25 protein-coding genes are annotated in these 26,448 nt (G+C 57.4%); 10 read left to right on the top strand and 15 right to left on the bottom strand.

Annotation, left to right across the window (positions count from 1 at the left end; all coding sequences use genetic code 11):
* Positions 1–23: 23 nt before the first annotated feature.
* The 4 genes from rng (at position 24) to tldD (ending at position 7,777) form a co-directional block, all read left to right on the top strand.
* Positions 24–1,481, top strand: a complete 1,458-nt coding sequence (rng, locus tag VSQ83_RS19575; RefSeq protein ID WP_133076383.1) for a ribonuclease G — start codon at positions 24–26, stop codon at positions 1,479–1,481.
* Positions 1,482–1,556: 75 nt separating this feature from the next.
* Complete coding sequence (locus VSQ83_RS19570) at positions 1,557–5,369, top strand: YhdP family protein (protein ID WP_326427350.1); 3,813 nt, start codon at positions 1,557–1,559, stop codon at positions 5,367–5,369.
* A 9-nt stretch (positions 5,370–5,378) separates the two neighbouring features.
* Positions 5,379–6,206, top strand: a complete 828-nt coding sequence (locus VSQ83_RS19565; protein ID WP_133076381.1) for a carbon-nitrogen hydrolase family protein — start codon at positions 5,379–5,381, stop codon at positions 6,204–6,206.
* A gap of 128 nt (positions 6,207–6,334) precedes the next feature.
* Positions 6,335–7,777 (top strand): metalloprotease TldD, encoded by a 1,443-nt coding sequence (gene tldD / locus VSQ83_RS19560; protein ID WP_326427349.1) that lies wholly within the window; start codon positions 6,335–6,337, stop codon positions 7,775–7,777.
* 47 nt (positions 7,778–7,824) lie between these two features.
* Here tldD and yjgA read toward each other — a convergent pair whose 3' ends face one another.
* The gene (yjgA, locus tag VSQ83_RS19555) at positions 7,825–8,346 is read right to left on the bottom strand and encodes a ribosome biogenesis factor YjgA (RefSeq protein ID WP_095029013.1); all 522 of its coding nucleotides are present in this window, start codon (positions 8,344–8,346) and stop codon (positions 7,825–7,827) included.
* A 107-nt stretch (positions 8,347–8,453) separates the two neighbouring features.
* Here yjgA and pmbA point away from each other — a divergent pair, with 107 nt between their 5' ends.
* Positions 8,454–9,800 carry a metalloprotease PmbA gene (gene pmbA / locus VSQ83_RS19550; protein WP_133076379.1) on the top strand — a complete coding sequence of 449 codons (1,347 nt, stop codon included), beginning with the start codon at positions 8,454–8,456 and terminating at the stop codon, positions 9,798–9,800.
* 183 nt (positions 9,801–9,983) lie between these two features.
* On the opposite strand, the gene VSQ83_RS19545 is transcribed toward pmbA, so the two are convergent.
* The 4 genes from VSQ83_RS19545 to VSQ83_RS19530 form a co-directional block, all read right to left on the bottom strand.
* Positions 9,984–11,030 (bottom strand): fimbrial protein, encoded by a 1,047-nt coding sequence (locus VSQ83_RS19545; protein ID WP_326427348.1) that lies wholly within the window; start codon positions 11,028–11,030, stop codon positions 9,984–9,986.
* Positions 11,031–11,083: 53 nt separating this feature from the next.
* The gene (locus VSQ83_RS19540; protein WP_326427347.1) at positions 11,084–13,549 is read right to left on the bottom strand and encodes a fimbria/pilus outer membrane usher protein; all 2,466 of its coding nucleotides are present in this window, start codon (positions 13,547–13,549) and stop codon (positions 11,084–11,086) included.
* A gap of 225 nt (positions 13,550–13,774) precedes the next feature.
* Positions 13,775–14,521, bottom strand: a complete 747-nt coding sequence (locus VSQ83_RS19535; RefSeq protein ID WP_326427346.1) for a fimbrial biogenesis chaperone — start codon at positions 14,519–14,521, stop codon at positions 13,775–13,777.
* 63 nt (positions 14,522–14,584) lie between these two features.
* On the bottom strand, positions 14,585–15,133 hold the full coding sequence (locus VSQ83_RS19530) for a fimbrial protein (protein WP_326427345.1): 549 nt from the start codon (positions 15,131–15,133) through the stop codon (positions 14,585–14,587).
* A gap of 234 nt (positions 15,134–15,367) precedes the next feature.
* Between VSQ83_RS19530 and VSQ83_RS19525 the strand changes: the two genes are divergently transcribed.
* Genes VSQ83_RS19525 through VSQ83_RS19505 form a run of 5 tightly spaced genes read left to right on the top strand, consistent with a single transcriptional unit; the run spans position 15,368 to position 19,143 of the window.
* Positions 15,368–15,763, top strand: coding sequence for a FagA protein (locus VSQ83_RS19525; RefSeq protein WP_326397366.1), 396 nt, complete (start codon positions 15,368–15,370; stop codon positions 15,761–15,763).
* The gene (locus VSQ83_RS19520; protein WP_133076373.1) at positions 15,756–17,132 is read left to right on the top strand and encodes a class II fumarate hydratase; all 1,377 of its coding nucleotides are present in this window, start codon (positions 15,756–15,758) and stop codon (positions 17,130–17,132) included. Before VSQ83_RS19525 ends, VSQ83_RS19520 begins: the two co-directional genes overlap by 8 nt.
* 27 nt (positions 17,133–17,159) lie before the next feature.
* A complete protein-coding gene (locus VSQ83_RS19515) occupies positions 17,160–17,609 on the top strand; it encodes a hypothetical protein (protein ID WP_133076372.1) in 450 nt (149 codons plus the stop codon).
* Between the two features lies 1 nt (position 17,610).
* Positions 17,611–18,222 (top strand): superoxide dismutase, encoded by a 612-nt coding sequence (locus VSQ83_RS19510; protein WP_326397368.1) that lies wholly within the window; start codon positions 17,611–17,613, stop codon positions 18,220–18,222.
* 27 nt (positions 18,223–18,249) lie between these two features.
* Positions 18,250–19,143: a ZIP family metal transporter gene (locus tag VSQ83_RS19505; RefSeq protein WP_133076370.1), complete on the top strand. Its 894-nt coding sequence runs from the start codon at positions 18,250–18,252 to the stop codon at positions 19,141–19,143.
* 17 nt (positions 19,144–19,160) lie between these two features.
* Here the strand turns inward: VSQ83_RS19505 and VSQ83_RS19500 are convergent, their stop codons facing one another.
* From VSQ83_RS19500 to VSQ83_RS19455, 10 genes are all read right to left on the bottom strand, one after another.
* A complete protein-coding gene (locus VSQ83_RS19500) occupies positions 19,161–19,433 on the bottom strand; it encodes an HPr family phosphocarrier protein (protein ID WP_019825032.1) in 273 nt (90 codons plus the stop codon).
* 15 nt (positions 19,434–19,448) lie between these two features.
* Positions 19,449–20,306, bottom strand: coding sequence for an RNase adapter RapZ (rapZ, locus tag VSQ83_RS19495; RefSeq protein ID WP_133076369.1), 858 nt, complete (start codon positions 20,304–20,306; stop codon positions 19,449–19,451).
* Between the two features lie 2 nt (positions 20,307–20,308).
* Positions 20,309–20,773, bottom strand: a complete 465-nt coding sequence (gene ptsN / locus VSQ83_RS19490; protein WP_133076368.1) for a PTS IIA-like nitrogen regulatory protein PtsN — start codon at positions 20,771–20,773, stop codon at positions 20,309–20,311.
* Between the two features lie 12 nt (positions 20,774–20,785).
* Positions 20,786–21,094, bottom strand: coding sequence for a ribosome hibernation-promoting factor, HPF/YfiA family (gene hpf / locus VSQ83_RS19485; protein ID WP_016781796.1), 309 nt, complete (start codon positions 21,092–21,094; stop codon positions 20,786–20,788).
* 75 nt (positions 21,095–21,169) lie between these two features.
* Positions 21,170–22,663 (bottom strand): RNA polymerase factor sigma-54, encoded by a 1,494-nt coding sequence (locus tag VSQ83_RS19480; RefSeq protein ID WP_133076367.1) that lies wholly within the window; start codon positions 22,661–22,663, stop codon positions 21,170–21,172.
* A 231-nt stretch (positions 22,664–22,894) separates the two neighbouring features.
* Complete coding sequence (gene lptB / locus VSQ83_RS19475; RefSeq protein WP_133076366.1) at positions 22,895–23,620, bottom strand: LPS export ABC transporter ATP-binding protein; 726 nt, start codon at positions 23,618–23,620, stop codon at positions 22,895–22,897.
* Positions 23,620–24,165, bottom strand: coding sequence for a lipopolysaccharide transport periplasmic protein LptA (lptA, locus tag VSQ83_RS19470; protein WP_133076365.1), 546 nt, complete (start codon positions 24,163–24,165; stop codon positions 23,620–23,622). The genes lptB and lptA overlap by 1 nt, the downstream gene beginning before the upstream one ends.
* Positions 24,152–24,724 carry an LPS export ABC transporter periplasmic protein LptC gene (gene lptC / locus VSQ83_RS19465; protein WP_133076364.1) on the bottom strand — a complete coding sequence of 191 codons (573 nt, stop codon included), beginning with the start codon at positions 24,722–24,724 and terminating at the stop codon, positions 24,152–24,154. The genes lptA and lptC overlap by 14 nt, the downstream gene beginning before the upstream one ends.
* A gap of 8 nt (positions 24,725–24,732) precedes the next feature.
* Complete coding sequence (locus VSQ83_RS19460; RefSeq protein ID WP_133076363.1) at positions 24,733–25,257, bottom strand: KdsC family phosphatase; 525 nt, start codon at positions 25,255–25,257, stop codon at positions 24,733–24,735.
* Positions 25,257–26,231, bottom strand: coding sequence for a KpsF/GutQ family sugar-phosphate isomerase (locus VSQ83_RS19455; RefSeq protein ID WP_019825016.1), 975 nt, complete (start codon positions 26,229–26,231; stop codon positions 25,257–25,259). Before VSQ83_RS19455 ends, VSQ83_RS19460 begins: the two co-directional genes overlap by 1 nt.
* Positions 26,232–26,448 lie beyond the last annotated feature (217 nt).

Raw genomic sequence — 26,448 nt, 5'->3', positions numbered from 1 at the left:
TGACGCCTGAACGAGACCCAGCCATGAGTGAAGAGATCCTGATCAACATCACGCCGATGGAATCGCGCGTGGCGGTGGTAGAGAACGGTGTTCTGCAAGAGGTTCATGTCGAACGTACCCAGCGCCGGGGTATTGTGGGCAATATCTACAAAGGCAAGATTGTCAGGGTTTTGCCCGGCATGCAGGCCGCATTTGTTGATATCGGTCTGGATCGCGCTGCGTTTATCCATGCCTCCGAAATTTCCCTGCGTGAAGGCCAGGCGGTTGAAAGCATCAGCACCCTGGTGCATGAAGGCCAGAGCCTGGTGGTGCAAGTCACCAAAGACCCGATTGCGTCCAAAGGTGCACGCCTGACAACCCAGCTGTCGATACCGTCACGCTATCTGGTGTACATGCCACGCACTGCCCATGTGGGCATTTCGTTGAAGATCGAAGACGAAGCCGAGCGTGAGCGCCTGAAGAAGGTTGTCAGCGATTGCGTGGCCCAGGAAGGCATCAAGGAAACCGGTGGTTTTATCCTGCGTACGGCGGCCGAGGGCGCCGGGGCGGATGAAATCCTGATGGACATTCGTTACCTGCGTCGCCTGTGGGACCAGATCGGTGCCCAGATCCAGACCGTTGGCGCGCCGACCGTGATCTATGAAGACCTGGGCCTGGCGTTGCGCACCTTGCGCGATCTGGTCAGCCCCAAGATCGAGAAAATTCGCATCGATTCACGGGAAACCTTCCAGAAGACCACGCAGTTTGTTGCCGAGTTGATGCCGGAAATTGCCGACCGCCTTGAGCATTATCCGGGTGAGCGGCCGATTTTCGATTTGTATGGCGTCGAAGACGAGATCCAGAAAGCCCTGGATCGTAAGGTACCGCTCAAGTCCGGCGGTTATCTGGTAGTCGATCCGGCGGAAGCCATGACCACCATCGACGTCAATACCGGCGCATTCGTGGGCCATCGCAACCTTGAAGAAACCATCTTCAAGACCAACCTCGAGGCGGCCACAGCCATCGCCCGGCAACTGCGCCTGCGCAATCTGGGCGGGATCATCATCATCGACTTCATCGACATGGAAGATGAAGAGCATCAGCGGCAGGTGTTACGTACCCTCGAAAAACAGCTTGAGCGTGATCACGCCAAAACCAACATCATCGGGATTACCGAGTTGGGCCTGGTGCAGATGACCCGCAAGCGTACCCGCGAAAGCCTGGAACAGGTCTTGTGCGAGCCGTGCGTGTGCTGTCAGGGCCGTGGCAAGTTGAAAACCCCTGAAACCATCTGCTATGAAATCTTCCGTGAAATCCTGCGCGAGGCCCGGGCTTATCAGGCAACGGGGTATCGGGTACTGGCCAACCAGAAAGTGGTCGATCGCTTGCTGGACGAAGAGTCGGGTAACGTTGCAGAGCTTGAAGGGTTTATCGGGCGTACGATTCGCTTTCAAGTGGAAACCATGTATTCCCAGGAACAATACGACGTGGTGCTGCTCTGAAGTATCAGGCGTCATATAGCGTTTTAAAGGGGCTGAATCCGGCCCCTTCGATTACTACTGAAGGGGCCACATGACATGGAGCGTCTGACACGCTTTTTTGCCGCGCTGACCCGTTGGGGGTTGGGCCTGTGTGCTTTGGTTTTGGTGCTGACGGCGCTGTACGTCAGCCTGGGCCGCGAACTCACGCCCCTGATTGCCGAATACCGCGTAGAGGTCCAGAACAAGGCCCGCGAAGCCTTGGGCATGCCATTGACCATTGGCAGCCTCGAGGGCCGCTGGAGTGTGATGGCGCCGGTGTTGCTGGCACACGACGTGATGATCGGCGAGGGCAACAGTGCCCTGCGTCTGGATGAAGTGCAGGTGGTACCCGATGTGTGGGCCAGCCTGTTGAGCCGGGATATCCGCATCGCTCGCGTACAACTCAATGGCCTGCAACTGAGCTTGCGCCAGGATGAAAGCGGCCACTGGAGCCTTGAAGGGCTGCCGGTGCAGGATGATCAGCCACTGGACCCGGAGCAGTTGCTCAATCAGTTGCAACACGTGGCGCAGTTGTCGGTACTCGACAGCCAGGTGACGCTCGAACCCTTCAAGCAAGCTCCGCTGACCCTGACTTATGTAGGGCTGACGCTGGACGTTGGCCCCTCGGATCAGCGTCTCGATGCACGCCTGACCCTGCCCGATGGCCAGCCAGTAGCGCTGAGCCTCAAGACCCAGGTCCAGGCCAGTCGCTGGCGTGATGGCGCGGCCCAGGCCTACGTGAGCCTGCCGCAAAGTGATTGGGCCAAATGGCTGCCAGCCACACTGATTGCACCCTGGAAAGCCTCTGAGCTGAAGGCGGGCGGCGAACTCTGGTTCAACTGGGGTCAGGGCTCGGTACAGAGCGCGGTTGCGCGCTTGAATGCGCCAAAACTGAAAGGTGCCTACGCCGACCGCAAACCTGAAACCATCGAGAACCTGGCCCTGCATGCCTGGGCCGAACGAGGTAAGCAAGGTTTCAATGTGGTGCTCGATTCATTGGCCATGAATCTGGGCAAGACCCGCTGGGAAACCCGCCTGCAACTGCAGCAGTTTGCGGCCTCCGACAAGGAGCAGGAGCGCTGGCATTTACAGACCGACCGCCTGGACCTGACCCCGATCACACCCTTGCTCGACTCCCTGGCACCCTGGCCGGACGGTGTGGCCAAGGTTGTTGACCAACTCAAGGTCACGGGTACGCTGCGCAATGTGCTGGCCGATTACCGCCCCGAGGCCCGCGATGATCAAAAACTCAGCTTTGCGGCGAACCTGCAGCAGGTCGGCTTCAACGCCACCCACGGCGCCCCGGCTGCGCGCAATGTCAGCGGCCTGATCAGCGGTGACCTGGGCAAGGGCGAACTGCGGCTCGACAGCAAGGACTTCATGCTGCATCTGGAGCCGATCTTCGCCAAACCCTGGCAGTATCAGCAGGCCAACGCCTTGCTGACGTGGACGTTGAACAAGGACAGCTTCACCCTGGTTGCCCCTTACATCAAAGTGCTGGGCGAAGAAGGCAAGATTGCGGCGGACTTTTTGATCCGTATCCATCTCGACCATTCCCAGGAAGACTACATGGACCTGCGTGTCGGTCTTACGGATGGCGACGGCAGATTCACGCCTAAATATCTGCCAGAAGTGTTGAGCCCGGCGCTCACCGAATGGTTGAGCACCGCAATCATAAAGGGTGCGGTGGAAGAGGGCTTCTTCCAGTACCAGGGCTCTCTGAGCCACGACGCCGTTGCGGCAGCGCGCAATATCAGCCTGTTCTTTAAAGTGCATGGCGCCGAACTGGCGTTCCAGCCCGGCTGGCCCCATGTGCGCAACGTCTCGGGTGATGTGTTCATCGAAGACAGCGGTGTGCGCATCATGGCCAGCAAGGGCCAGTTGCTCGACACTCAGGTCCGCAATGTGGCCGTCAGTATTCCCCATGTGCCCACCGGCAAGGTCAGCCACCTGTTTTTGGACGGCGATTTTGAGGGTGGGCTGGGTGATGGCCTGAAAATACTTCAGGAGGCGCCGATTGGCACCGCTGAAACGTTCGCCGGCTGGCAGGGAGACGGCTCGCTCAAAGGCCGTGTCGATCTGGATATCCCTCTGGAGAAAGGCGTTGAGCCTAAAATCCTGGTGGATTTCAACACCGACAAGGCGCGCTTGAAAATCAGCGACCCCGAGTTTGAACTGACTCAGCTCAAGGGCAGCTTTCGCTTTGACAGTACCAAGGGGCTGACCGGCAAGGGTATCAGCGCCCGGGCCTTTGATCGTCCGATCACGGCGCAGATTTTTGCCGATGGCAAGCCTGGTCGCCTCAGCACCCGGGTCGTGGCCAGCGGCCAGGTTGGGGTTAAAAAACTCACGGACTGGCTCAAGTTCAATCAGCCGATCCCGGTGACGGGTGACTTGCCTTATCAATTGCAACTGACCCTGGACGGTGCCGACAGCCAGCTACGGGTCAGTTCCAGCCTCAAGGGCGCAGTGGTTGATTTGCCAGCGCCCTTCGGTCTGGCGGCCAATGAAAGCCGCAACAGCGTGTTTCGCATGACCCTGCAAGGTGCCGAGCGCCGTTACTGGTTTGACTACGGCGACCTGGCCAACCTGACCTTTGCCGCGCCCAACGGCAAGTTTGAAGACGGACGCGGTGAGTTGTTTCTGGGCGATGGCGATCCGATCTTGCCGACCACCAAAGGCCTGAGAATTCGTGGCGTGCTGTCGGAACTGGACGTTGCCCCGTGGCAGGCGCTGGTCGAACGCTATGCCGGCAAGGATCCGGGGGGCAGTGCCAAGCAACTGCTCAGCAGTGCGGACTTTAAAGTCGGCAAGTTGATTGCCTTCGGTACCCAACTGGACAAAGTTCGTCTGGTCATGAAGCGCAACGCGGCGGCCTGGGCGCTGCAAATCGACAGCAAACAGGCTATCGGTGCCGTGACCTTGCCGGATGCCAAAAACGCCCCGATTGTGGTCACGATGCAGAGCATCAGATTGCCTGCGCCCGATCCGAAGGCCGTGGCCGATGAAAATGCTCCGGACCCGCTGGCCGCGGTTGATCCGCGCAAAATTCCGGCGCTGGATATCATTATTCGTCAGCTCTACCAGGGGCCCGACCTGCTCGGTGCCTGGTCACTCAAGGTTCGCCCCACCAGTCGGGGCATCAACCTGAGCAACTTGAATCTTGGGCTCAAGGGCATGCTGCTCGAAGGCGCGGGCGGCTGGGAAGGCGTTGCGGGTAACAGTAAGAGCTGGTATCAGGGCCGACTGGGCGGTGGCAATCTGGCCGATGTACTCAAGAACTGGGGCTTTGCGCCGAGCGTGACCAGCGATAACTTTCACGTGGACATTGATGGTAACTGGCCCGGTTCACCTGCCTGGATCGGCCTCAAGCGCTTCTCCGGGACCCTGGACGCCTCGTTCAATAAAGGCCAGTTTGTGGAGGTCGATGGCAGCGCCCAGGTGCTGCGCATTTTTGGCTTGCTCAACTTCAACGCGATCGGCCGTCGCCTGCGTCTGGATTTCTCCGACCTGTTTGGCAAGGGCCTGAGTTACGATCGGGTCAAGGGCGTACTCAATGCCAGCAGTGGCGTATACAGCACCAGCAAACCGATTCTGATGACCGGGCCGTCCACCAATCTTGAACTTAACGGCACGCTGAACATGATCACCGATCAGGTCAATGCGAAGCTGCTGGTGACCTTGCCGGTGACCAATAACCTGCCGCTGGCCGCGCTGTTGGTGGGCGGGCCGGCCGTCGGTGGGGCGGTGTTCCTGCTCAACAAGCTGATCGGCGACCAGGTGTCGCGATTCGCCAGCGTGCAATACAGCATTCAAGGCCCGTGGAACGATCCCAAGATCACCTTCGACAAGCCGTTCGAGAAAAACTAGGAGCGCGTCATGTCACTCGCAGTGATTCAAATGGTCAGCCAGAGCGATGTTCTGGCGAACCTGGCTCAGGCTCGACGCCTGCTGCAAGAGGCTGCAAGCGGTGGTGCGCAACTGGCCGTGTTGCCCGAGAATTTCGCCGCCATGGGCCGTCGCGACATAGCCGATATCGGTCGCGCCGAGGCATTGGGTGAAGGCCCGATCCTGCCCTGGTTGAAACAGGCTGCCCGCGACCTCAACTTATGGGTAGTTGCAGGGACTTTGCCCCTGCCGCCGGAGGGCCAGCCTGATGCCAAGGTCAATGCCTGTTCACTGCTGATCAACGCCGACGGCGAGCAAGTGGCCCGTTACGACAAACTGCATTTATTCGACGTGGATGTGTCAGACAATCGTGGTCGCTACCGTGAGTCCGATGACTATGCTCAGGGTGAGCGCGTGGTGGTGGCGGATACCCCGGTCGGCAAGGTGGGCCTGACCGTCTGTTATGACCTGCGCTTCCCGGAGCTGTACAGTGAGCTTCGAGCCGCTGGTGCTGAACTGATTACCGCACCGTCGGCCTTCACTGCCGTCACCGGGGCCGCGCATTGGGACATTCTGATTCGTGCCCGTGCCATCGAAACCCAGTGTTACGTGCTTGCAGCCGCCCAGGGTGGTGTTCATCCGGGCCCCCGCGAGACTTACGGGCATGCTGCCATTATTGACCCCTGGGGGCGGATACTGGCCGAGCAGGCGCAAGGCGAGGGTGTATTGCTGGCCCGGCGCGATGCTGGCGAACAAGCAGATATCAGGGCGCGCATGCCGGTGGTGAACCATCGGCGGTTCAACGCCCATTTAATTTAGGTGGGATCGGGTTTGCCCGCGATGCGATCGCGAGCAAGCCCGCTCTCACAGATTCAGGCAGGACTAATTTTCAGGCCCGTGTGTTCAGCACTCAAAGCTGCTGAAGCAGGGGCCAAGACGGAGTGAATATGAGCGAGTTGTTGACCTCAGTCAGCGAACACCTGTTGGCACCGGGCGGTGTCACCATCGAAAGCCTGCAAAGCGTTTTAGGCGACCTGGCCGGGCCAGGTATCGACGCGGCAGACCTGTATTTCCAGGGCCAGATTTCCGAGTCCTGGGCACTGGAAGACGGCATCGTCAAAGAAGGCAGCTTCAATCTCGATCAGGGCGTGGGCGTACGCGCTCAGTCGGGTGAGAAAACCGGTTTTGCATACAGCAATGCCATCACCCTTGAAGCGCTGGGCCTGGCTGCACGGGCTGCACGATCGATCTCCCGCGCCGGACAAAACGGCACGGTGCAGGCGTTCACCGCCCAGGACGTGGCCCAGTTGTATGGCCCGGATAACCCCCTGGAAGTCATCAGCCGCGCGGAAAAAGTCGAACTGCTCAAGCGTGTCGATGCCGCCACCCGTGCCCTCGATCCACGTATCCAGCAAGTGACCGTGAGCATGGCCGGGGTCTGGGAACGGATTCTGGTGGCGTCCACTGACGGTGGCCTGGCAGCGGATATTCGTCCGCTGGTACGTTTCAATGTCAGTGTCATCGTCGAGCAGAATGGCCGTCGCGAGCGCGGCGGTCATGGCGGCGGCGGGCGCACCGACTACCGTTATTTCCTCACTGACGACCGTGCCATGGGCTATGCCCGCGAGGCGTTGCGTCAGGCACTGGTCAACCTTGAAGCCGTACCGGCACCGGCGGGCACTTTCCCGGTGGTCCTGGGCTCCGGTTGGTCGGGCGTACTGCTGCACGAAGCCGTGGGTCATGGCCTGGAAGGCGACTTCAACCGCAAGGGCAGTTCGGCCTACAGCGGGCGCATGGGTGAAATGGTGGCCTCCAAACTGTGCACCATCGTCGATGACGGCACCCTGGTAGGCCGCCGTGGCTCGCTCAGCGTGGATGACGAAGGCACCCCGACCGAGTGCACCACACTGATCGAAAACGGCGTGCTCAAGGGCTATATGCAAGACAAGCTCAATGCTCGCCTGATGGGTGTGGCCCGCACGGGTAACGGCCGTCGCGAGTCTTATGCGCACCTGCCGATGCCGCGCATGACCAACACCTACATGTTGGGCGGTGAAAGCGATCCGGCCGAAATTATCGCCTCGGTGAAAAAGGGCATTTACTGCGCCAATCTGGGCGGTGGTCAGGTCGACATCACCAGCGGCAAGTTTGTGTTCTCCACCAGCGAAGCCTATTTGATTGAAGACGGCAAAATCACTCGCCCAGTCAAAGGCGCGACCCTGATTGGCAACGGGCCGGAAGCGATGAGCAAGGTGTCGATGGTCGGTAACGATCTGTCGCTGGACAGCGGCGTGGGCACGTGTGGCAAGGACGGGCAGTCGGTGCCGGTAGGCGTTGGGCAGCCAACCTTGAAGATTGACGCGATTACCGTGGGCGGTACGGGCGGTTGATGGAAGTTGCCGGGAAGGCTGCAGGGCAGCCTTCCCGGTTACGAGGCTTAACGCAGACCGCGTTGAGTCTCGTCCAACCCACGGATGTACTTGAACAATTTGCGGCTTGAGGCCGGTGCCTTGTTATGAGCCAGCTCGTGTTTGGCCTGACGTATGACCGAACGCATTTGCTGGCGATCGGCTTCAGGGAACTCGGCGACAAACTTTTCCAGTACAGCGTCATCACCTTCGATCAGGCGATCACGCCAGCGCTCGAGGTTGTGGAAACGTTCGTTGTACTGGCGAGAAGAGGCATCGACTTGATCGATCAAAGCAAGAATTTCGTCAAGCGGTTGATCGCGCATCAGTTTGCCGATGAACATCATATGGCGCTTGCGCGCAATATTGGCCGTGTGTTTTGGAGCATCTGCCAAAGCCTTTCGCATAGCGTCAGTCAGGGGCATTTTGTTCAGCAAGTCAGGCTTGAGTGTCGTAAGACGCTCGCCCAGATCAACCAGAGCGTGAAGCTCGCGTTTGACCTGCGATTTGCTTTTTTCGCCGTCGAAGGCGTCGTCGTAAGAATCAACCATGGTGGCAGTCCGCAAAGAAACGCCGCCATGATAACCAGTCGGGGGCCGCTTGTCCGGCCCGGTCGCTCGGCGGCCCTGCCGAAAACAGAATTTGAGTGGAGAAAACCATGAGTGCAGTACAAAGCGTCGGCCCGCAGGCCTTGCCGGCACTGCAGGAGCAGGTCGAGCAAATCATCGCCGAAGCCAGGCGCCAGGGCGCCAGTGCCTGTGAAGTCGCCGTGTCCCTGGAGCAGGGGCTGTCGACTTCGGTGCGTCAGCGTGAAGTCGAAACCGTTGAGTTCAACCGCGACCAGGGTTTTGGCATCACCCTCTACGTCGGCCAGCGCAAAGGCTCGGCCAGCACCTCGGCCACCGGCCCCGATGCCATCCGCGAAACCGTCGCGGCAGCCTTGGCGATTGCCAAACACACCTCCGAAGACGAGAGCTCGGGTCTGGCGGATGCCAGCCTGATGGCCCGTGACCTGCAAGATTTTGATGTGTTCCATACCTGGGACATTACCCCCGAGCAAGCCATCGAAAAGGCGCTGGCCTGTGAAGCTGCGGCGTTCGAGGCTGACAGCCGGATCAAAAACGCCGATGGCACGACCCTGAGCACCCATCAGGGCTGCCGCGTGTACGGCAACAGCAACGGTTTTATTGGTGGCTCTGCTTCGACCCGTCACAGCCTGAGCTGCGTGATGATCGCCGAAGGCGACGGCCAGATGCAGCGCGACTATTGGTATGACGTGAACTGCCAGGGCGAGTTGTTGATGGACGCCGCCACCATCGGCCAGCGTGCTGCTGAGCGTGCAGCGCGCCGCTTGGGCTCGCGTCCGGTGCCAACGTGCGAAGTGCCGGTGCTGTTTTCGGCCGAGTTGGCCGGTGGTTTGTTTGGCAGCTTCCTGGGTGCGATCTCGGGGGGCAACCTGTATCGCAAGTCGTCTTTCCTGCTGGATGCAATGGGCCAGCAGATCTTCCCTGAATGGCTGACCCTGGATGAGCGTCCGCACCTCATGCGCGCGATGGGCAGCTCGTCATTCGATAATGATGGTCTGGCCACCTACGCCAAGCCGTTTATCAAGGACGGCGAACTGGTGTCCTACATCCTCAGCACCTACTCCGGTCGCAAGCTGGGTATGCCGAGCACGGCCAACGCAGGCGGCGTACACAACCTGTTTGTGACCCATGGCGATGAGGATCAGGCGGCATTGATCCGGCGCATGGGGCGCGGCCTGTTCGTCACTGAGTTGATGGGCAGTGGCCTGAACATGGTCACGGGCGACTATTCCCGTGGCGCGGCGGGTTTTTGGGTCGAAAATGGCGAGATTCAGTTCCCGGTTCAGGAAGTGACCATTGCCGGCAACATGCGCGACATGTTCAAACAGATCGTGGCGGTGGGTAATGACCTGGAACTGCGCAGCAACATCCGCACTGGCTCGGTGTTGATCGAACGCATGATGGTAGCGGGTAGCTAAAGCGCTGAACCTTATGTGGGAGCGGTGCAATGCCGCTTCCACAATATAAACAATGGGGGAATGAACCCCTTGTAGCAGTTGACGAGCTCCGCGAGGCTACGTCCGGCTGAGCAGCAGTCGTAAAATCAACTGTCAGGAAGCCTCTGGTGAACCGCGTGTTCCGGTCTTGCTGCAGTCAGAGGCTTAGTCATAATTCAGCGTATACGTGACCCCGGAATTTGCTGAACCGCCTTTAATCGGGCCGGGGAGCCTTACATAGTTCACTGATAGCGGGATTGAATAACTGCCTATGCCAGTCGATCCATCGTTCCACTGCCCAGGGTGACCCAAACCCTCCAGATCGGGCCCAAAGTTGACTGCGCCAAACCTGTTGTTGACTTCAAGTGCAATACCTTCAGCTGTTGAGTCAGGCGAGAGGCCAAGTTGGCTTGTCGCGTTTGCAGGGTTGTTTGCATCCGTCAGGGTGACATATACATCGGCCGAATTGGTGCCGCCAGTGCAGGTTAGATCAATGCTGAAACTCTTTGGTAAAGTTCTGCCAGAGGCATTGAAGTCGACCATGCTTACTTCTCTCAAGTCCACTGTGAAGTTGGGGGTATTGACTGCGCAGGTGGGTCTGAGCAGAGTAAATGTTATGGGTCTTGGCAATATGCTGTTCATGACCAGTACATTATCAAAGTCTGTAACATGAGCTTGGGCTAATAGTCCTGCGGGGATTTGACCTCCAGAGGGGATGTAGCCAGTTTTTTTAAAAGTCAGTTCATACACCAAATTAATAAAAATACTATCTGGGTTAATGGGAGAGGGATCAGTCTGCTGAAATGTTACTGGCATAAGGCCCGTAAATTCTGTATGTGACCGTATTGACATGCCAATGCCAGGAATTCCAGTGTCAAAAATAGTTGCGCTATGCTGTGGGTAAACAGAGGTCACCTCAACGAGCGGTCGGCCTTCAGCACAAGTTAATAAGATATCGGGTTGAAGAGCCAGGGTTGCAACAAATATCCTTCCCAAGGTTGCGCCAATAGGTAATGTAGAGTCAATTTGGATAAGGTCGGGGGATCTGTAGTTGTCAAGAATTCTATTGATGTCCCCCGTAACTGTGCAGGCAGCTAACGCCGCTTGATTAAAAAAGGCTGCGCATATTGCTATCGATATCAGGGTCAAGTATTTAAGAGCTTTTGTAAGTTCATTACACTTGCGCAATACTTGATAAGTGGTACTGCTCATTGTGTTACATGCTTTAAATATGGTCATAACTGATACCGAGATTGCCCCACTTATTATCGACATGCCAATTTCACCTGATCATAACCCTGGACATTGGCGCGTTCCGGCAATACATAACCCGCCTCACACAGCAAAGCCCCGGACTTGACCTTCAATACACCCTTGTCCGACTCGACCATCACCAGTGCCTGACCACTCGGGTCGGCAATGGCCAATAGCGTGCCTTGTTCATTTTCTACGCGGGCGCCAAAGGGCATTGGCGTGCCATCGGCCTTGACCAGTTCAAACTGCACCCGACGACCCTGCTTGACGTTAAAGCGCGCCACGGTCACCGAACCCCGGCGCGGAATAACCTGCTGGGTGGTGTTATCGATTTCGATATCCGCCCCCAGCTGGCTGGAGTCCAGGTTGATCCAGTTGGTGCGGTAGGGCTGCGCGTTCGGTACCACGGCATAGCCATTGGCGCCTGTGGTAACCCCCGCGCTATTGCCCACCGCAACCCCGGCAACGCCCGGCACTTCTACCAGGGTAAAGCTCTCGCTCAGTGATTGGCCCAGGTTGATACCGCCAGCATGGGCCACGATGGAGCCCGAGGCACCGGCGTTGAAGGTGGTGAAGTTATTGCCCTGGGTATATCCAGCGTTCATGTGTGCCACCGGGGTAGTGCCGCTGACACTGCCACTGAACGTTTTTTCACTCAGGCTTTCATGACTGGCATTCACCGACCAGGCCGCATCGTTACGCCCCATGATGCGGCCGCTGGCGCCGCCGCTCCGGCTTTGTACGCCGTTGTCGTCACGGGTCAGGGTGCTTCGGGCATAGGTGGTATTACTGCCGCTACCCAGCGGCAAGGACAGGGTGAGGGAAAACCGTGAACTGTCATTACCGCCGTAATAGGTCACCGGGTTCACCGAGTGGGTTGCACTCAGGTTGTAGCTCAACTTGCCCCAGTTGCCGCTGTAACCCACGGTGTACTGCCGGGTTTTGCCTGCAAGGTTCCAATAGCGCTGCTCGTTCAACCTCAGATACAGCGAGCCGTACTCACGGCCCCCCAGGCTTTGGCTGAGGGACAGGTCAAAGCGCGATTTCGCCCGGCCACTGGATCGGTATTGGGGGTTGTTGCCCAAATCGCGCAGGTGCTCGTTCAGGGTGCGGTAGCCCTCGGTCGAATAGCGATAACTGGCCAGGGTAAAGGTGGTGTCGGTACGGGCGAGCGTCTTGGCGTAAAGCACGCGAGCGCTCTGGCCCTTGTTGCGCTGGATCTGGCGTCGAATGTCTGGGGCGGCGCTTGAGGCCTGGGTGATGTCTGTCGAAAACGCGCCTAAGACGGTATTTTGTGTGGCGCCCAGGTTCCATGCACTGAAGTCGTGGGACCATTGGGAGCCGCCGAACAGGGTGGTGTTATCGGTCAAGCCATAGGCCAGCGTCGCCATGGCAATCTTGGGCGAGATGGAGTCTTGGGTGGTGCTGTCGTATTCGCCGAGGGCAAGGTTTTGACGAAGCTGGCCACGGCGCACCATTTGCGGCAGCGAAGAGAAGGCCTGGGTGGTCACCCGCCGGCGCCCATCGGCTTCGATCACGGTAATTTCAAGGTCGCCATTGGAGCCGTTAGGGTAAAGGTCATCGATCACAAACGGCCCGGGGGGAACGTTGAGGCTGTACATCAGGTAATTATTCTGGCGGATTTCAACGGTTGCGTTGGTCTCGGCATCACCGCGAATGATCGGCGCATAACCGCGCTGGCTGTCTGGCAGCATGGCGTCATCGGAATTCAGCAACACGCCATTTATACGCACGCTGTCGAAGATTTTCGGGTCGGTATAGGCCGCTCCCACGGTCAATTGGCTCTTGAGTGAAGTGATATCGCGCTGGGCAAACGTGCGGTCGCTGGAGAACTTCATGCCCCCGTTGTTGCTGTTGGTGAAGTTTGATTCATTGCGCAGTCGCCACGGGCCCAGGTTGATGCCGTTGCGCAGTCCCACGTAGTAACGGTTGGCAGTCCTGTCATGGGTGGTATTGCGTCGAGCTGTCAGGTCATAGCTGATAAAGCCTGTGGTGACACCTTCATCCCATAATGAAGGGGCTACATAGCCCCTGGCACTGCGCAGCATGGCGGCTTGGGGCACAGCGATAGTGAGCTGCTGGCGCCCGGTATCGTACTCGACGCTGCTCAATTCGATCAGGCTGGGCAGGTCATGGCACTGCTCGGGTTGAGTGTCGTCCAGCAGGCCTGCCTGGCGCAGTGCATTCATATCCAGCTCCAGGGACTGAAGCACTGGCAGTGTCAGGCAGGCTTCGACACGACCGGTTTTATCCTGTTTGGCAAAGACAATATCCTGGCGCCCGACCAGGGAGCGGTTGATATACAGGTCGACCCGATAAGTGCCCGGCACCACATTGCTGCCTTGCAAAAAGTCGCTCAGGTCGACGCCCGCGCCACCGTTCTGTAAAAAGCTGGTGCTGAACTTTGTGGCGGTGTTGGTTTTTTCGGGGGTATCGGCCAACGCAATAACAGGCACGCTAAACGCAATTCCAAGATATAACTTGCTCACTATAAACGCAGCGTGTTTATGGGGAGCGGTCCAGTGCGGTTGTGGCTGTAAACAATGAGAGAGTATCTTGATGATTACGGTTGTAAGTGTCATGTGTGCTTCAGTCCTGGTGCTTGCGCTATAGATTAATCAGCGCAATAACCCAGTAAGGCCATATCACTTAATTGCCGCTAAAAAAGGCAATAAGAAGTGTTACTGTTTGGCAGGTTCAAGTTTTAAAGTTGCAGAGCCCAAGGGCGTGCTGTACAGCTCTTTTGCACCGAAGTCGTTGATGGGGTGGGCACTTAACGTCAATGAATGGGCCGCAGGAAGTTTGGGGATCTTGATAAACATTGAGGCGCCCGGCGCAATCATGAAGTTGGTAATTGGGGCACTGGTATAATCCGATCCTTTGACCTGCAAGTCGGTGATGGTGACGTGGTATTGGCTGGGGTTGTTGACGCGCAATCCACTGTTTTTACCATCGCGTTCGGCATGCCATGTTAGTGCGCCCGGAGCATCTTTCGGGGTGCCCGATAATCCGGCGGGGCGGTAGAAGAACTTGATGCGTTGGCGAATGGCCAGTTGTAAAACATTAGTGCCCTCAGGCGCCTTGGGGATTTGCTGAACATTCAACCAAAACACCGATTCCTTGTCCGTGGGCACGCCGCTCCCTTGAAAAAGAATGCGCAGCACTTGTCGGCTTTGGCCCCCCATGTGGGCTAACGGCGGGGTGACGGCAAAGGGAATCGACCCGGAAGGCCTGCCGGGCCTGTCGCCGTCGAGCCAGGACTGGATCAATATTTCATCGCTGCCCACATTGCGCACCGTGACACTGGCTTCTTTTTTATCTCCGTCATAGATAACCCGTGTTGAACTGAGCGTGATGGCAGCCTGCGCTTGACCGCACAGCAAGATGGCTAACAGCGCCACCAGACTGTTTAAAGAATGTTGAAACATGGTAGTGCCCTCACGGCGCTCTATGATTCGAAGGGAAGTTTTGGAACTTCCCTTGCTTGGCGCTTAGTCGTAAGTAAACGTAAATGGCAACGTTGCATTCGCCTCGCCGGCGACAACAGGATCACCGTTCACGACATAAGCCGCCCGTAGATCGAGAGATGCTCTTGCCGTGCCATCGGCGGCAACGGTCAGAGGTTCTGTAATCGTGTCACCTGCCCGCATGTCGAGAATTTGGTTGGCGCCATTGATTAAACCAATACCGACCCCCGTGGCATCGCCCTCTGTTTTCAACAGTCTGGAGTCGCGGCTATCTTGACCCGAACCCGAGCGCGGATCGAAGTTCATATAGACATTGCTGAGCCCGGTTGCAGCGGTGCAGTCGATGTCTACGGTAATTCGGGTATTGGCGCCTGCAGCAGCGCTGCCATCGTTTAAATCGTCAATTGATACCAGGCCAAGATCAACGTCGAGGTCAGAACCCCCGCCACCGTTAATAGAACACGTTGCAGTGGTTAAACCGCCTGTAAAGTTAATATTGCCTGTTGAAGCTTGAGCTAACTGAATAAAAGAGGCCGCCGCCAATATGCCTGAAGCGAGGATTAGTTTTTTCATGTGTGCCTTCTGATGGAGCAATCCGATGAGTGTGTTGGATGAGTGCTTCGCAACTTCAGGATGGTACTTTTGATGCGCATGAATCAGTTAACGGACTAGTCCAGCGTATGCGTAGGGTTTTTCTCAAATTTTGTTGGATTGTCGAACGCAGAGGATGGAAATCAATCCCTCCGGGCTTGTGTTGATAATCAATATCGCTTAATAATGAATCTCATTATCGAGTGGGCTTGGGTCATGAGTTCTGCCTTGCGTGAAGGGCCGTATCTAGAAAGCTGGCGTTGGATGAGCCGCCAGATCCGCTGCGGGCTGGCGCCGGACGAGCCGCGCCTGATCGAGCATTACCTGGCTGAAGGCCGCTATCTTGCCGGCTGTACGGCGACCTCTCCCTGGATGATTGCCGTTACCTCGTTCCGGCTGTTGCTGGATACCGCAACCGATACTGCTCTGCCCTGGCATTGGCGCACTCTGTGTCTGGACCACGCGTGGCGTCCGCTGCGCGACCTCGAAACCCAAGCCCTGTGTACCTGCCGACTCAAACGCTGGCAAAGCTTTGCCTGGCTGTTGGCTACCTGCGAGCTCCAACCTTCAATTTCTTTAACAGAACTGGTGCAAGGATTTCCTGATGAGTAACACTCGTATCGAACGTGACAGCATGGGTGAGTTGCGCGTACCTGAGGCGGCGCTGTATGGCGCTCAAACACAGCGTGCGGTCGACAACTTCCCCATCAGTCATCAACGCATGCCGGCGCAATTCATTCGCGCGCTGATCCTGGCAAAAGCTGCGGCCGCCCAGGCAAACGTCGAACTCAAACAGATCACTGCTGCCCAGGGCGAGGCCATTGTCGAGGCCGCACAGATCCTGCTGACCGGGGATTTCATGGAGCACTTCCCGGTGGATATTTTCCAGACCGGTTCGGGCACCAGCTCCAACATGAATGCCAATGAAGTGATCGCAACGCTGGCCACGCGGCTACTGGGCGAGGAGGTCAATCCCAATGACCATGTCAACTGCGGGCAAAGCAGCAACGACATCATCCCGACCACCATCCATGTCAGCGCGGCGTTAGGTCTGCACGAGCAACTGCTACCGGCGTTGACGCATCTGGTTCAGGTGATCGAGCACAAGGCCGAGCAGGTTCATGTGTACGTCAAAACCGGGCGCACGCACTTGATGGATGCCATGCCCGTGCGCATGAGCCAGGTGCTCAACGGTTGGGCACAACAGCTCAAGGCCAATATCGAGCATTTGCACAACCTGCAGCCAGCGCTGCAATCCCTGGCGCAGGGCGGTACGGCGGTGGGGACGGGGATTAACGCGCACCCGCAATTCGCCGGGTTATTCAGTCAGCGGCTCAGCGCCTTGACTCACGTGACGTTCACGCCGGGCAAGGATCTGTTCGCGTTGATTGGCTCGCAGGACACGGCGGTATCCGTGTCGGGGCAGCTCAAAGCCACGGCGGTGTCGCTGATGAAAATCGCCAACGATCTGCGCTGGATGAACTCCGGGCCGTTGGCGGGCCTGGGTGAGATCGAGCTGGAGGCCCTGCAACCCGGTTCCTCGATCATGCCGGGCAAGGTCAATCCGGTGATCCCGGAAGCCACTGCAATGGTTGCGGCTCAGGTTATCGGTAACGACACGGTGATCACGGTTGCAGGTCAGTCCGGCAACTTTGAGCTGAACGTGATGTTGCCGGTGATCGCCCAGAACCTGTTGAGCAGTATTGAGTTGTTGGCCAACGCCAGCCGTCTGCTGGCCGACAAGGCGATTGCCAGCTTCAAGGTCAACGAGGCCAAGCTTAAAGAGGCGCTGTCGCGTAACCCGATTCTGGTGACTGCCCTTAACCCGATCATCGGGTATCAAAAAGCCGCTGAAATCGCCAAGACCGCCTATCAACAAGGTCGTCCGGTGATTGACGTGGCCCTTGAGTACACCGACCTGCCACGCAGCCAGCTAGAGATCTTGCTAGACCCCGAGAAACTGACCGCCGGCGGCGTTTAACGCATCCACACTGCTTTGGAGGCTCACATGGAACATTGGAAACGCACGATCGAAAGAGCCAATCGCTGTTTCGCCGAGGGTGAATTGGTCGATGCGCGAGAGCATTACTTGCAGGCGCTGGCGTTGGCTCAAGTGTTGTTCGAACGATGGAGTGATGCCGACGAAGCAGTGGCGGCTTGCGTCATTTCGCACCATAACCTGGCGGATTTGCATTTGCGCCTCAACCAGCCGGAGGAAAGCGTCGAGTACCTCTGTGCGATCCATCAGCGTTTATTGCAAACCATGCAGAACGCTCGACTGTCGTCGGCGTTGCGTGAAGCAGCGTTGCGTCAGAGCAGCAAAACCTATGTTGAGCTTTTGAATTTCATCAGTGAGCACGGCGAATACCCGCGCTCCAATCTTTTACTCAAAAGCAATGTGGCTCAGAACAGCCATGAGTTCTCGACAGTTAGCGGCCATCACTTAGGAGCACACTGATATGACTTATACCTTGCCTGCCTTGCCTTATGCCTACGACGCGCTCGAGCCGCATATTGATGCGCAAACAATGGAAATTCACTACACCAAGCACCACCAGACCTACATCAATAATCTCAATGCGGCGGTAGAGGGTACTGAATGGGCGCAATGGCCTGTAGAAAAGCTGGTGGCCAGTGTTCATCAATTACCCGAGAAACTAAGGGCTGCGGTGATCAACCAGGGCGGCGGGCATGCCAACCACTCGCTGTTTTGGGAGGTCATGAGCCCCAAGGGCGGGGGCAAGCCAGAAGGTGCATTGGCCAAGGCAATTGACGAGCAGTTGGGTGGGCTCGAGACGTTCAAGGAGAACTTCACCAAGGCCGCGTTGACGCGTTTTGGCAGCGGCTGGGCATGGCTGAGCGTGACGCCGCAAAAAACACTGGTGATTGAAAGCAGTGGCAACCAGGACAGTCCGTTGATGAATGGCAATACGCCGATTCTGGGGCTGGATGTGTGGGAGCACGCTTACTACCTGCGTTATCAAAACCGTCGTCCGGAATACATTAACGCGTTCTATAACGTGATTAATTGGCCGGAAGTGGCGCGTCGTTATCAAGCCGCGATTGGCTGAGCCCACTTAACAGGATTCAGGCAGATTATGGGCACGCAAATATTGGCCGTCGGTGGTGTTCGGATGTTTCGTTATGCCCTCGGCACACTCTTGCTCTTGGCGGGTACTGCCTTGCTGGTGGCCAAGGGGCTGGTCTGGCTGGACCTGGAGCCCAGATTGCTGCGGGCGCTGCAAGGCGGTGCGCTCTGTGCATTAGGCACCGCGTTGGGCGCGGTGCCGGTATTGGTCATTCGTAAAATGCCGGTTGCAGTGAGCGATACCTTGCTTGGCTTTGGTGCCGGGGTGATGCTGGCTGCCACCGCTTTCTCGCTGATTGTGCCGGGAATCGCGGCTGCTCAGAGTCTGGGGTTGTCGCCCTGGTCATCCAGTGGCCTGATCAGTGTGGGCATCCTGCTGGGTGCATTCTGCCTGTTTATGGTGGATCGCAAAGTGTCGGGGGTTGGGCCGCAAGTCTTTGCCAGCCGTCCCGCAGAGCCGGTCATTGCACCGCGCATCTGGTTGTTTGTGATCGCGATTGTGGCGCACAACATTCCTGAAGGGATGGCGGTCGGGGTGTCGGCAGGGGGCGGAATGCCTGATGCCGATAGCCTGGCGATGGGGATTGCGCTGCAGGATGTGCCGGAAGGGCTGGTAATTGCCTTGGTGTTGGCTGGGGCAGGGATGTCGCGAATCAAGGCCTTCCTGATTGGTGCCGCCTCAGGTTTGGTCGAGCCAGTGTTTGCGGTGCTTTGTGCGTGGCTGGTCAATCTGGCCGAAGTGTTGTTGCCATTGGGGTTGGCATTGGCTGCAGGGGCGATGCTACTGGTGGTCACACAAGAGGTTATCCCGGAGTCTCGACGCAATGGTCACGAAAAACTGGCGAGTCTGGGATTGTGTGTAGGTTTCTGTTTGATGATGGTGATGGATACGGCGCTTGGTTGAGCCGATCGCTGTAGCCGCTACTCACCTTCATCGAAGAAGTTGTTGATCAGCGCGACCAACGCATCCAAAGCTTCCTGTTCTTTCTCGCCTTCGGTTTTCAGGTGGATGGTGGTTCCTTTGCCAGCGGCGAGCATCATCATTGCCATGATGCTCTTGCCGTCTACCATTGACTCGGGTGTACGACCTGCCCGGATCTGGCATGGAAACTGACCTGCGATACCGACGAACTTTGCAGATGCCCGGGCGTGCAAGCCCAGTTTGTTGATGATTTGTATTTCCAGTGCAGGCATCGCAGGGTAGATCCTTCAAGTAAGGTCGCGGTGGCGAACCTGGACGTTCTTCAGAGTTTCTTGCAGGCACTTGCCCAGTCGTTCGGTCAGGTACACGGAGCGGTGATGTCCGCCCGTACAACCAATACCAATCGTTACATAGGCACGATTGCTCGCGGCAAAGCGTGGCAGCCACTTCAGCAGGTAGCTGGAGATGTCCTGGAACATTTCCTCGACATCAGGTTGTGCTGCCAGATAATCGGCAACCGGCTGATCCAGCCCGGATTGCTCGCGCAGTTCGGGTTTCCAGTACGGGTTGGGCAGGCAACGTACGTCAAAGACCAGGTCGGCATCCACTGGCATCCCGCGCTTGAAACCAAACGACTCAACCAAAAAGGCGGTGCCGGCTTCAGGTTTGTTCAGCAGGCGCAACTTGATGGTGTCACGCAACTGATACAGGTTCAGATTGGTGGTGTTGATGGTCAGGTCAGCGAGGTCGGCAATCGGTCCAAGCAGCTGGGTTTCATCGCGAATAGCTTCGGCAAGCGAACGGCTTGCGCTACTGAGCGGGTGACGCCTGCGGGTTTCCGAGAAGCGCTTGAGCAGGGTTTCTTCGTCGGCATCCAGGTAGAGCACGTCGCACTGGATGTGTCGGTTGCGAACCTCTTCAAGCAACTGGGGAAAGCGTGACAAATGGCTTGGCAGGTTTCGCGCGTCAATCGACACGGCCACCAGGGGTTGCGCCAATTCGGTGTGAATCAGCGCACGTTCGGCCAGTTCCGGCAGCAAGCCTGCCGGAAGGTTGTCGATGCAATAGAAACCGTTGTCTTCAAGGACGGCGAGGGCAGTGCTTTTACCGGAGCCGGAGCGTCCGCTGACAATGACTAAGCGCATGATTAATGACCGTTCTGTACGTCCAGAACAACCTGATACAACGCTTCGTTGCTGGGTGCGTTACGCAGTCTATCGCGCACGTCTTTACGATCGAGCATGCTGGCAATCTGCCGGAGCAGTTCCAGGTGTGCATCGGTTGCCGCTTCTGGTACCAGCAAAACGAAAAGCAGGTCGACCGGCGCGCCATCGATGGCGTCGAAATCTATAGGGGCGTCGAGGTGAAGCAAGGCGCTGACAGGCGACTCACAGCCCTTGAGGCGGCAATGGGGTATGGCGATGCCGTTACCAAAACCGGTGGAACCCAGTTTTTCACGGGCAATAAGGCTCTCAAAAACATCCTGCATTTCGAGACCAGGCACTTCGCGGCTGATCAGGTTGGCAATGTGTTCGAGTGCGCGCTTTTTGCTGCCGCCCGGCGCGTTCACCAAGGAACGGCCGGGGGTCAGGATACTTTCAAGTCGGATCATGGGTAGGGAGTATTAACGACCGGTCGCGCCCTGGAGCAGGCTTTGGGTCTTTTCCTTATGCTTTTTCAGTTGGCGATCAAGCTTGTCAGTGAGCAGATCAATGGCGGCATACATGTCGTCATGCTCGGCGTTGGCAACGACTTCTCCTCCATGGATGTGCAAGGTGGCTTCGATTTTCTGTTTCAGTTTTTCGACCGCCATCGTTACCTGTACGTTGGTAATCTTGTCGAAATGACGCTCAAGTCGGTCGAGTTTTTCGCCGATGTAAGCGCGTAGCGGTTCGGTGACTTCCAGTTGGTGTCCACTGATGTTGACTTGCATACAGTTTCTCCTTTGATGCCATTGCATAAAGCGGCAGGCCGAGCAGCCTGCCACTGAAACGCCGGGGTCCGTGGCTTACATCAAACGCTTGCGTTCGCTCGAAGGCGCTATCCCGAGGGATTCGCGGTACTTGGCGACGGTGCGACGGGCTACCTGAATACCTTGTGCCTCCAGTAAACCAGCGATCTTGCTGTCACTCAACGGCTTTTTCTGATTTTCAGCTGCAACCAGTTTTTTGATGATGGCACGGATCGCAGTGGAGGAGCATTCGCCGCCTTCAGAGGTGCTGACGTGGCTGGAGAAAAAGTACTTCAGCTCATAGATACCGCGCGGGGTATGCATGAATTTCTGCGTGGTAACCCGCGAAATGGTTGACTCGTGCATGCCCACGGCTTCTGCGATGTCGTGCAGTACCAGTGGCTTCATGGCCTCGTCGCCATATTCCAGAAATCCGCGCTGATGCTCGACGATCTGGGTCGCCACTTTCATCAGGGTTTCGTTGCGGCTCTGCAGGCTTTTGATAAACCAGCGTGCTTCTTGCAGCTGGTTGCGCATAAAGGTGTTGTCGGCGCTGGTGTCGGCGCGACGCACGAAACCTGCGTATTGCGGGTTTACCCGCAGACGTGGCACGGACTCCTGGTTGAGCTCCACCAGCCAGCGTTCGTTGTCCTTGCGAACGATCACGTCCGGCACGACATATTCGGCTTCGCTGGACTCGATTTGCGAGCCCGGGCGCGGATTGAGGCTTTGCACCAGTTCGATGACCTGGCGCAGTTCGTCCTCTTTGAGCTTCATGCGGCGCATGAGCTGGCTGTAGTCGCGCGCGCCCAGCAGGTCGATGTAATCCGTGACCAGACGTTTGGCTTCGTTCAGCCAAGGTGTCTTGGCCGGGAGCTGGCGCAATTGCAGGAGCAGGCACTCGCCCAGGTTGCGCGCACCAATGCCGGAAGGTTCGAATTGCTGGATGCGGTGCAGTACGGCTTCGATTTCGTCGAGCTCGATATCCAGTTCCGGATCGAACGCTTCGAGAATTTCCTCGAGGGTTTCGTCCAGGTAGCCCTGGTTATTGATGCAGTCGATGAGGGTCACACCGATCAGTCGGTCGGTGTCGGACATCGGCGCAAGGTTCAACTGCCACAGCAGGTGGCTTTGCAGGCTCTCGCCGGCAGAGGTGCGGGTGGTGAAGTCCCACTCGTCATCATCGTTGCTTGGCAGGCTGCTGGCGCTGGTCTGGTAGACGTCTTCCCAGGCAGTGTCCACAGGCAGCTCATTGGGGATGCGGTCGCCCCAGTCGCCGTCTTCCAGGTTGTCTACCGTCTGAGCGGGCTCCTGGTAGGTGGGCTCCTGAACGTCGGAATTGGGTTTTTGCTCGATGTTGTCGGCCAAGGGGTCTGCATTGTCGAAGTCGTCGCCTTCTTCCTGGCGTTCGAGCATCGGATTGGACTCCAGGGCTTCCTGGATTTCCTGTTGCAGGTCGAGGGTCGACAATTGGAGCAGGCGGATGGCCTGTTGCAGCTGAGGTGTCATCGTCAGCTGCTGGCCCATTCTCAGGACTAGCGATGGTTTCATGGCAGGGGCTTAACACCTTATTCGCCGGCGCACATGGCGCCATCCACTACAGGGCGCGCGAGCGCCAAACTTAAGCAAATTATATGCCTGAAACCGGTGCGTTTGCCTAGGGGGCGTTCTCAATTAGTTTCCACGCAGGGGGAGTAAACCAATTGAGAGCGCCCGGGCAATAAAAATCATGGGGACTTTTTGCTGCCTCTGGTGCTCTGACAACACGCGACATGCCTGGATTTACAGGCGGAACTCATGGCCCAGGTAAACTTCTCTCACCAACTTGTTGGCCAGAATCGTTTCTGCATCACCTTCGGCGATCAGTTGGCCGTCGTTAACGATATAAGCGGTTTCGCAGATGTCGAGGGTTTCGCGAACGTTGTGATCGGTGATCAGCACGCCAATGCCTTTGGCCTTGAGGTGGTGAATGATTTGCTTGATGTCGCCCACCGAAATCGGGTCAACCCCGGCAAAAGGTTCGTCGAGCAGGATGAACTTTGGCGCAGTGGCCAGGGCACGGGCAATTTCTACCCGGCGACGTTCACCACCCGACAGGCTCATGCCCAGGTTGTCGCGGATGTGGTTGATGTGGAACTCCTGCAGCAGGCTTTCCAGCTCTTTGCGCCGACTGGCCTTGTCGAGTTCCTTGCGTGTTTCGAGGATGGCCATGATGTTATCCGCGACAGACAGCTTGCGGAAAATCGAGGCTTCCTGCGGCAAGTAGCCAATACCGGCGCGTGCGCGGCCGTGCATGGGCTCATGGCTGACGTCCAGGTCGTCGATCAGGACGCGACCCTGGTCGGCATGCACCAGGCCGACAATCATGTAGAAGCACGTGGTCTTGCCCGCGCCGTTAGGGCCGAGCAAACCCACGATTTGCCCGCTGTCGATCGACAGGCTGACATCACGTACTACCTGACGGCCCTTGTAGCTTTTGGCCAGATGCTGGGCTTTCAGAGTTGCCATTACTGGGCCTTCTGCGGGTCGGTTTTCTTCTTGGGCTGGATCACCATGTCGATGCGTGGGCGAGGTGCTGTGACCTGGCTACCATTGGCGCGACCGGCGCTGGCGATTTGTTTCACCGTGTCGTAGACGATTTTCTCGCCTTCGGTGGTGTTGCCGTCGTTGATGACCTTGGCCTTGTCGATCAGCACGATGCGATTTTGCGGCGCATGGTACTGAATGGTGACGGCGTAAGCCTGAACCGGCTTGGGGTCTGTGGCTTTTTGCAGCTGCTCGAAGTAAGCCAGGTTGCCCACAGAAGTCACCACGTCGATTTCTCCCGCAGCGTTACGGGTGATGGTGACGGTATTGCCGGTAATTTTCATCGAGCCCTGGGTGATGATTACATCGCCCTTGTAGGTGGCGATGCCTTGCTTGTCATCCAGTTGTGCTTCGTTGGCCTGAATGCGGATAGGTTGCTCGTTGTCGTTCGGCAGAGCCCAGGCGCTCACGCTTCCCAGTGCTGCGCTCAAACTGAGCAATAAAGGGAGGGTTTTAACGAGACTCATACTGTCCTCTTACGTTGGACAGCAGGTCCATCCTGCCGTCTTTCAAATATGCTTTCATTCCCTTGCCAGTAGTCACGCCGCCGGCGCCGTCGATTCTAACGTCTCGCTCGGTCTGCGCATATTGCTTCTGCGGGAATACAGTCATGCGGGTACTGGTAATAATCGTGGTGCGTTTTTTCTCGTCGGTACGGGCTATGCGCACCGAGTCGATCAGCTCGACTTCAGTACCGTCCGGATTGACTTCACCGCGCTCGCTCTTCACGTCCCACGGGTAGGCCGTGCCGCGATACAGCTGCATTTTCGGGTTGGTCAATTGAGTGACTTCGGAAGCTTTCAAATGCTCAAGCTTCTCGGAGGTCATCTCGTACTGCAACTTGCCGTCGGGCAGAAACTGAAGGCTGCGTGCGTTGGTGGCGTAATAGTCGATAGCGTGTTCATCCACGGCCACGGTAGGGGCGTCGAGAAAGCGTTCCGGCCTGATGTTCCAGTAGCCAACTGCTGCAAACAGCGAAGCAATGACCGCGAACAGCAGTATTTGGCGAATCTTTTTGCTCAGCATAGAAAGCTCTATAGGTAGGCGGCGTGGGCTGCGTCCAGGCTGCCCTGGGCGCGCAGAATCAGCTCGCAGAATTCGCGGGCGGCACCTTCGCCACCACGTGCCTGGGTAACGCCGTGGGCGTGCTCGCGAACAAAACTTGCAGCATTGGCCACTGCCATGCCGAGGCCGACACGACGGATAACCGGCAAGTCTGGCAAATCGTCGCCCAAATAGGCGACCTGTTCATAGCTTAGGTTGAGTTGGCCAAGAAGCTCGTCCAGCACGACCAATTTATCCTCCCGGCCCTGATAGAGGTGCGGGATGCCCAGATTTTGCGCGCGGCGCTCGACGACCGGGGTTTTGCGGCCGCTGATGATTGCGGTTTGAACACCGGCCGCCATCAGCATCTTGATGCCTTGGCCGTCGAGGGTATTGAAGGTTTTGAATTCGCTGCCGTCTTCGAGGAAGTACAGGCGACCGTCGGTCAAGACACCGTCAACGTCAAAAATGGCAAGCTTGATGCCTTTGCCGCGTTTGAGAAGTTCCTGGGTCATTACATTACTCCTGCGCGTAGCAGATCGTGCATGTTCAAGGCGCCAACCGGGCGATCTTGCTTGTCGACAACCACCAGTGCGCTGATTTTGTGATCTTCCATGATCTTCAGGGCTTCGGCCGCCAGCATGTCGGCCCGGGCGGTTTTGCCGTGCGGGGTCATGACGGCATCAATGGTTGCGTTGCGGATATCGATTTCGCGGTCCAGGGTGCGGCGCAAGTCACCGTCAGTGAAGATCCCGGCCAGCCGGCCGTCTTCTTCGATGACGACAGTCATGCCCAGCCCCTTGTGGGTCATTTCCATCAGTGCTTCTTTGAGCAGGGTGCCGCGCATGACTTGCGGCAACTCATCGCCAGAGTGCATGACGTTTTCGACCTTGAGCAGCAAACGCCGGCCCAGTGCTCCACCCGGATGGGAGAAGGCAAAGTCTTCGGCCGTGAAGCCACGGGCTTCGAGCAGTGCTATGGCCAGTGCATCGCCCAGCACCAGGGTTGCCGTGGTGGAGGAGGTCGGTGCCAGGTTTAGCGGGCAGGCCTCCTGGGCCACGCTTGCATCTAGGCTGACATCGGCAGCCTTGGCCAGGGGTGATTGCGGATTACCGGTCATGCTGATCAATTTGATACCCAGGCGCTTGATCAGCGGCAACAGGGTGACGATTTCGGCGGTTGAGCCAGAATTGGACAGCGCGAGAATGATGTCATCCCGGGTGATCATGCCCATGTCACCGTGGCTGGCTTCTGCCGGATGAACAAAAAAAGCCGTGGTGCCGGTGCTGGCCAGGGTGGCGGCAATTTTGTTGCCTATGTGCCCTGACTTGCCCATGCCGACCACGACTACCCGGCCTTTACTTGCCAAAATCATCTCGCAAGCGCGTACGAAATCTGCGTCGATATGAGTCAGCAAGCCCTCTACGGCTTCCAGTTCGAGGCGGATGGTGCGTTGGGCGGATTGAATCAGGTCGCTGGATTGGCTCATGGTTGAAGTCGGGTAGCCTGAGAAAAGGCAACGATTATAGCGGTTATGTGACGTTCCCTCACGCTTGATCGCAGTGCTTTGTTGCCTGCGTAGGTAAAGTCTTAGTGTGTTTACAGAAAAACCCGCTTTATTTCACTGTATTGAGGCTGAACCGGCACTCCTTCGGTCTTGGGCGGTCACTATGAGCAGTGGTATAGTTCGCCGCCAGTTCGGCCCG

It is taken from the genome of Pseudomonas sp. DSV-1, from assembly GCF_035830915.1.
GTDB lineage: Bacteria > Pseudomonadota > Gammaproteobacteria > Pseudomonadales > Pseudomonadaceae > Aquipseudomonas.
Note: the sequence above shows the minus strand (reverse complement) of the source record. Positions and strands in the feature narration are given on the sequence as shown.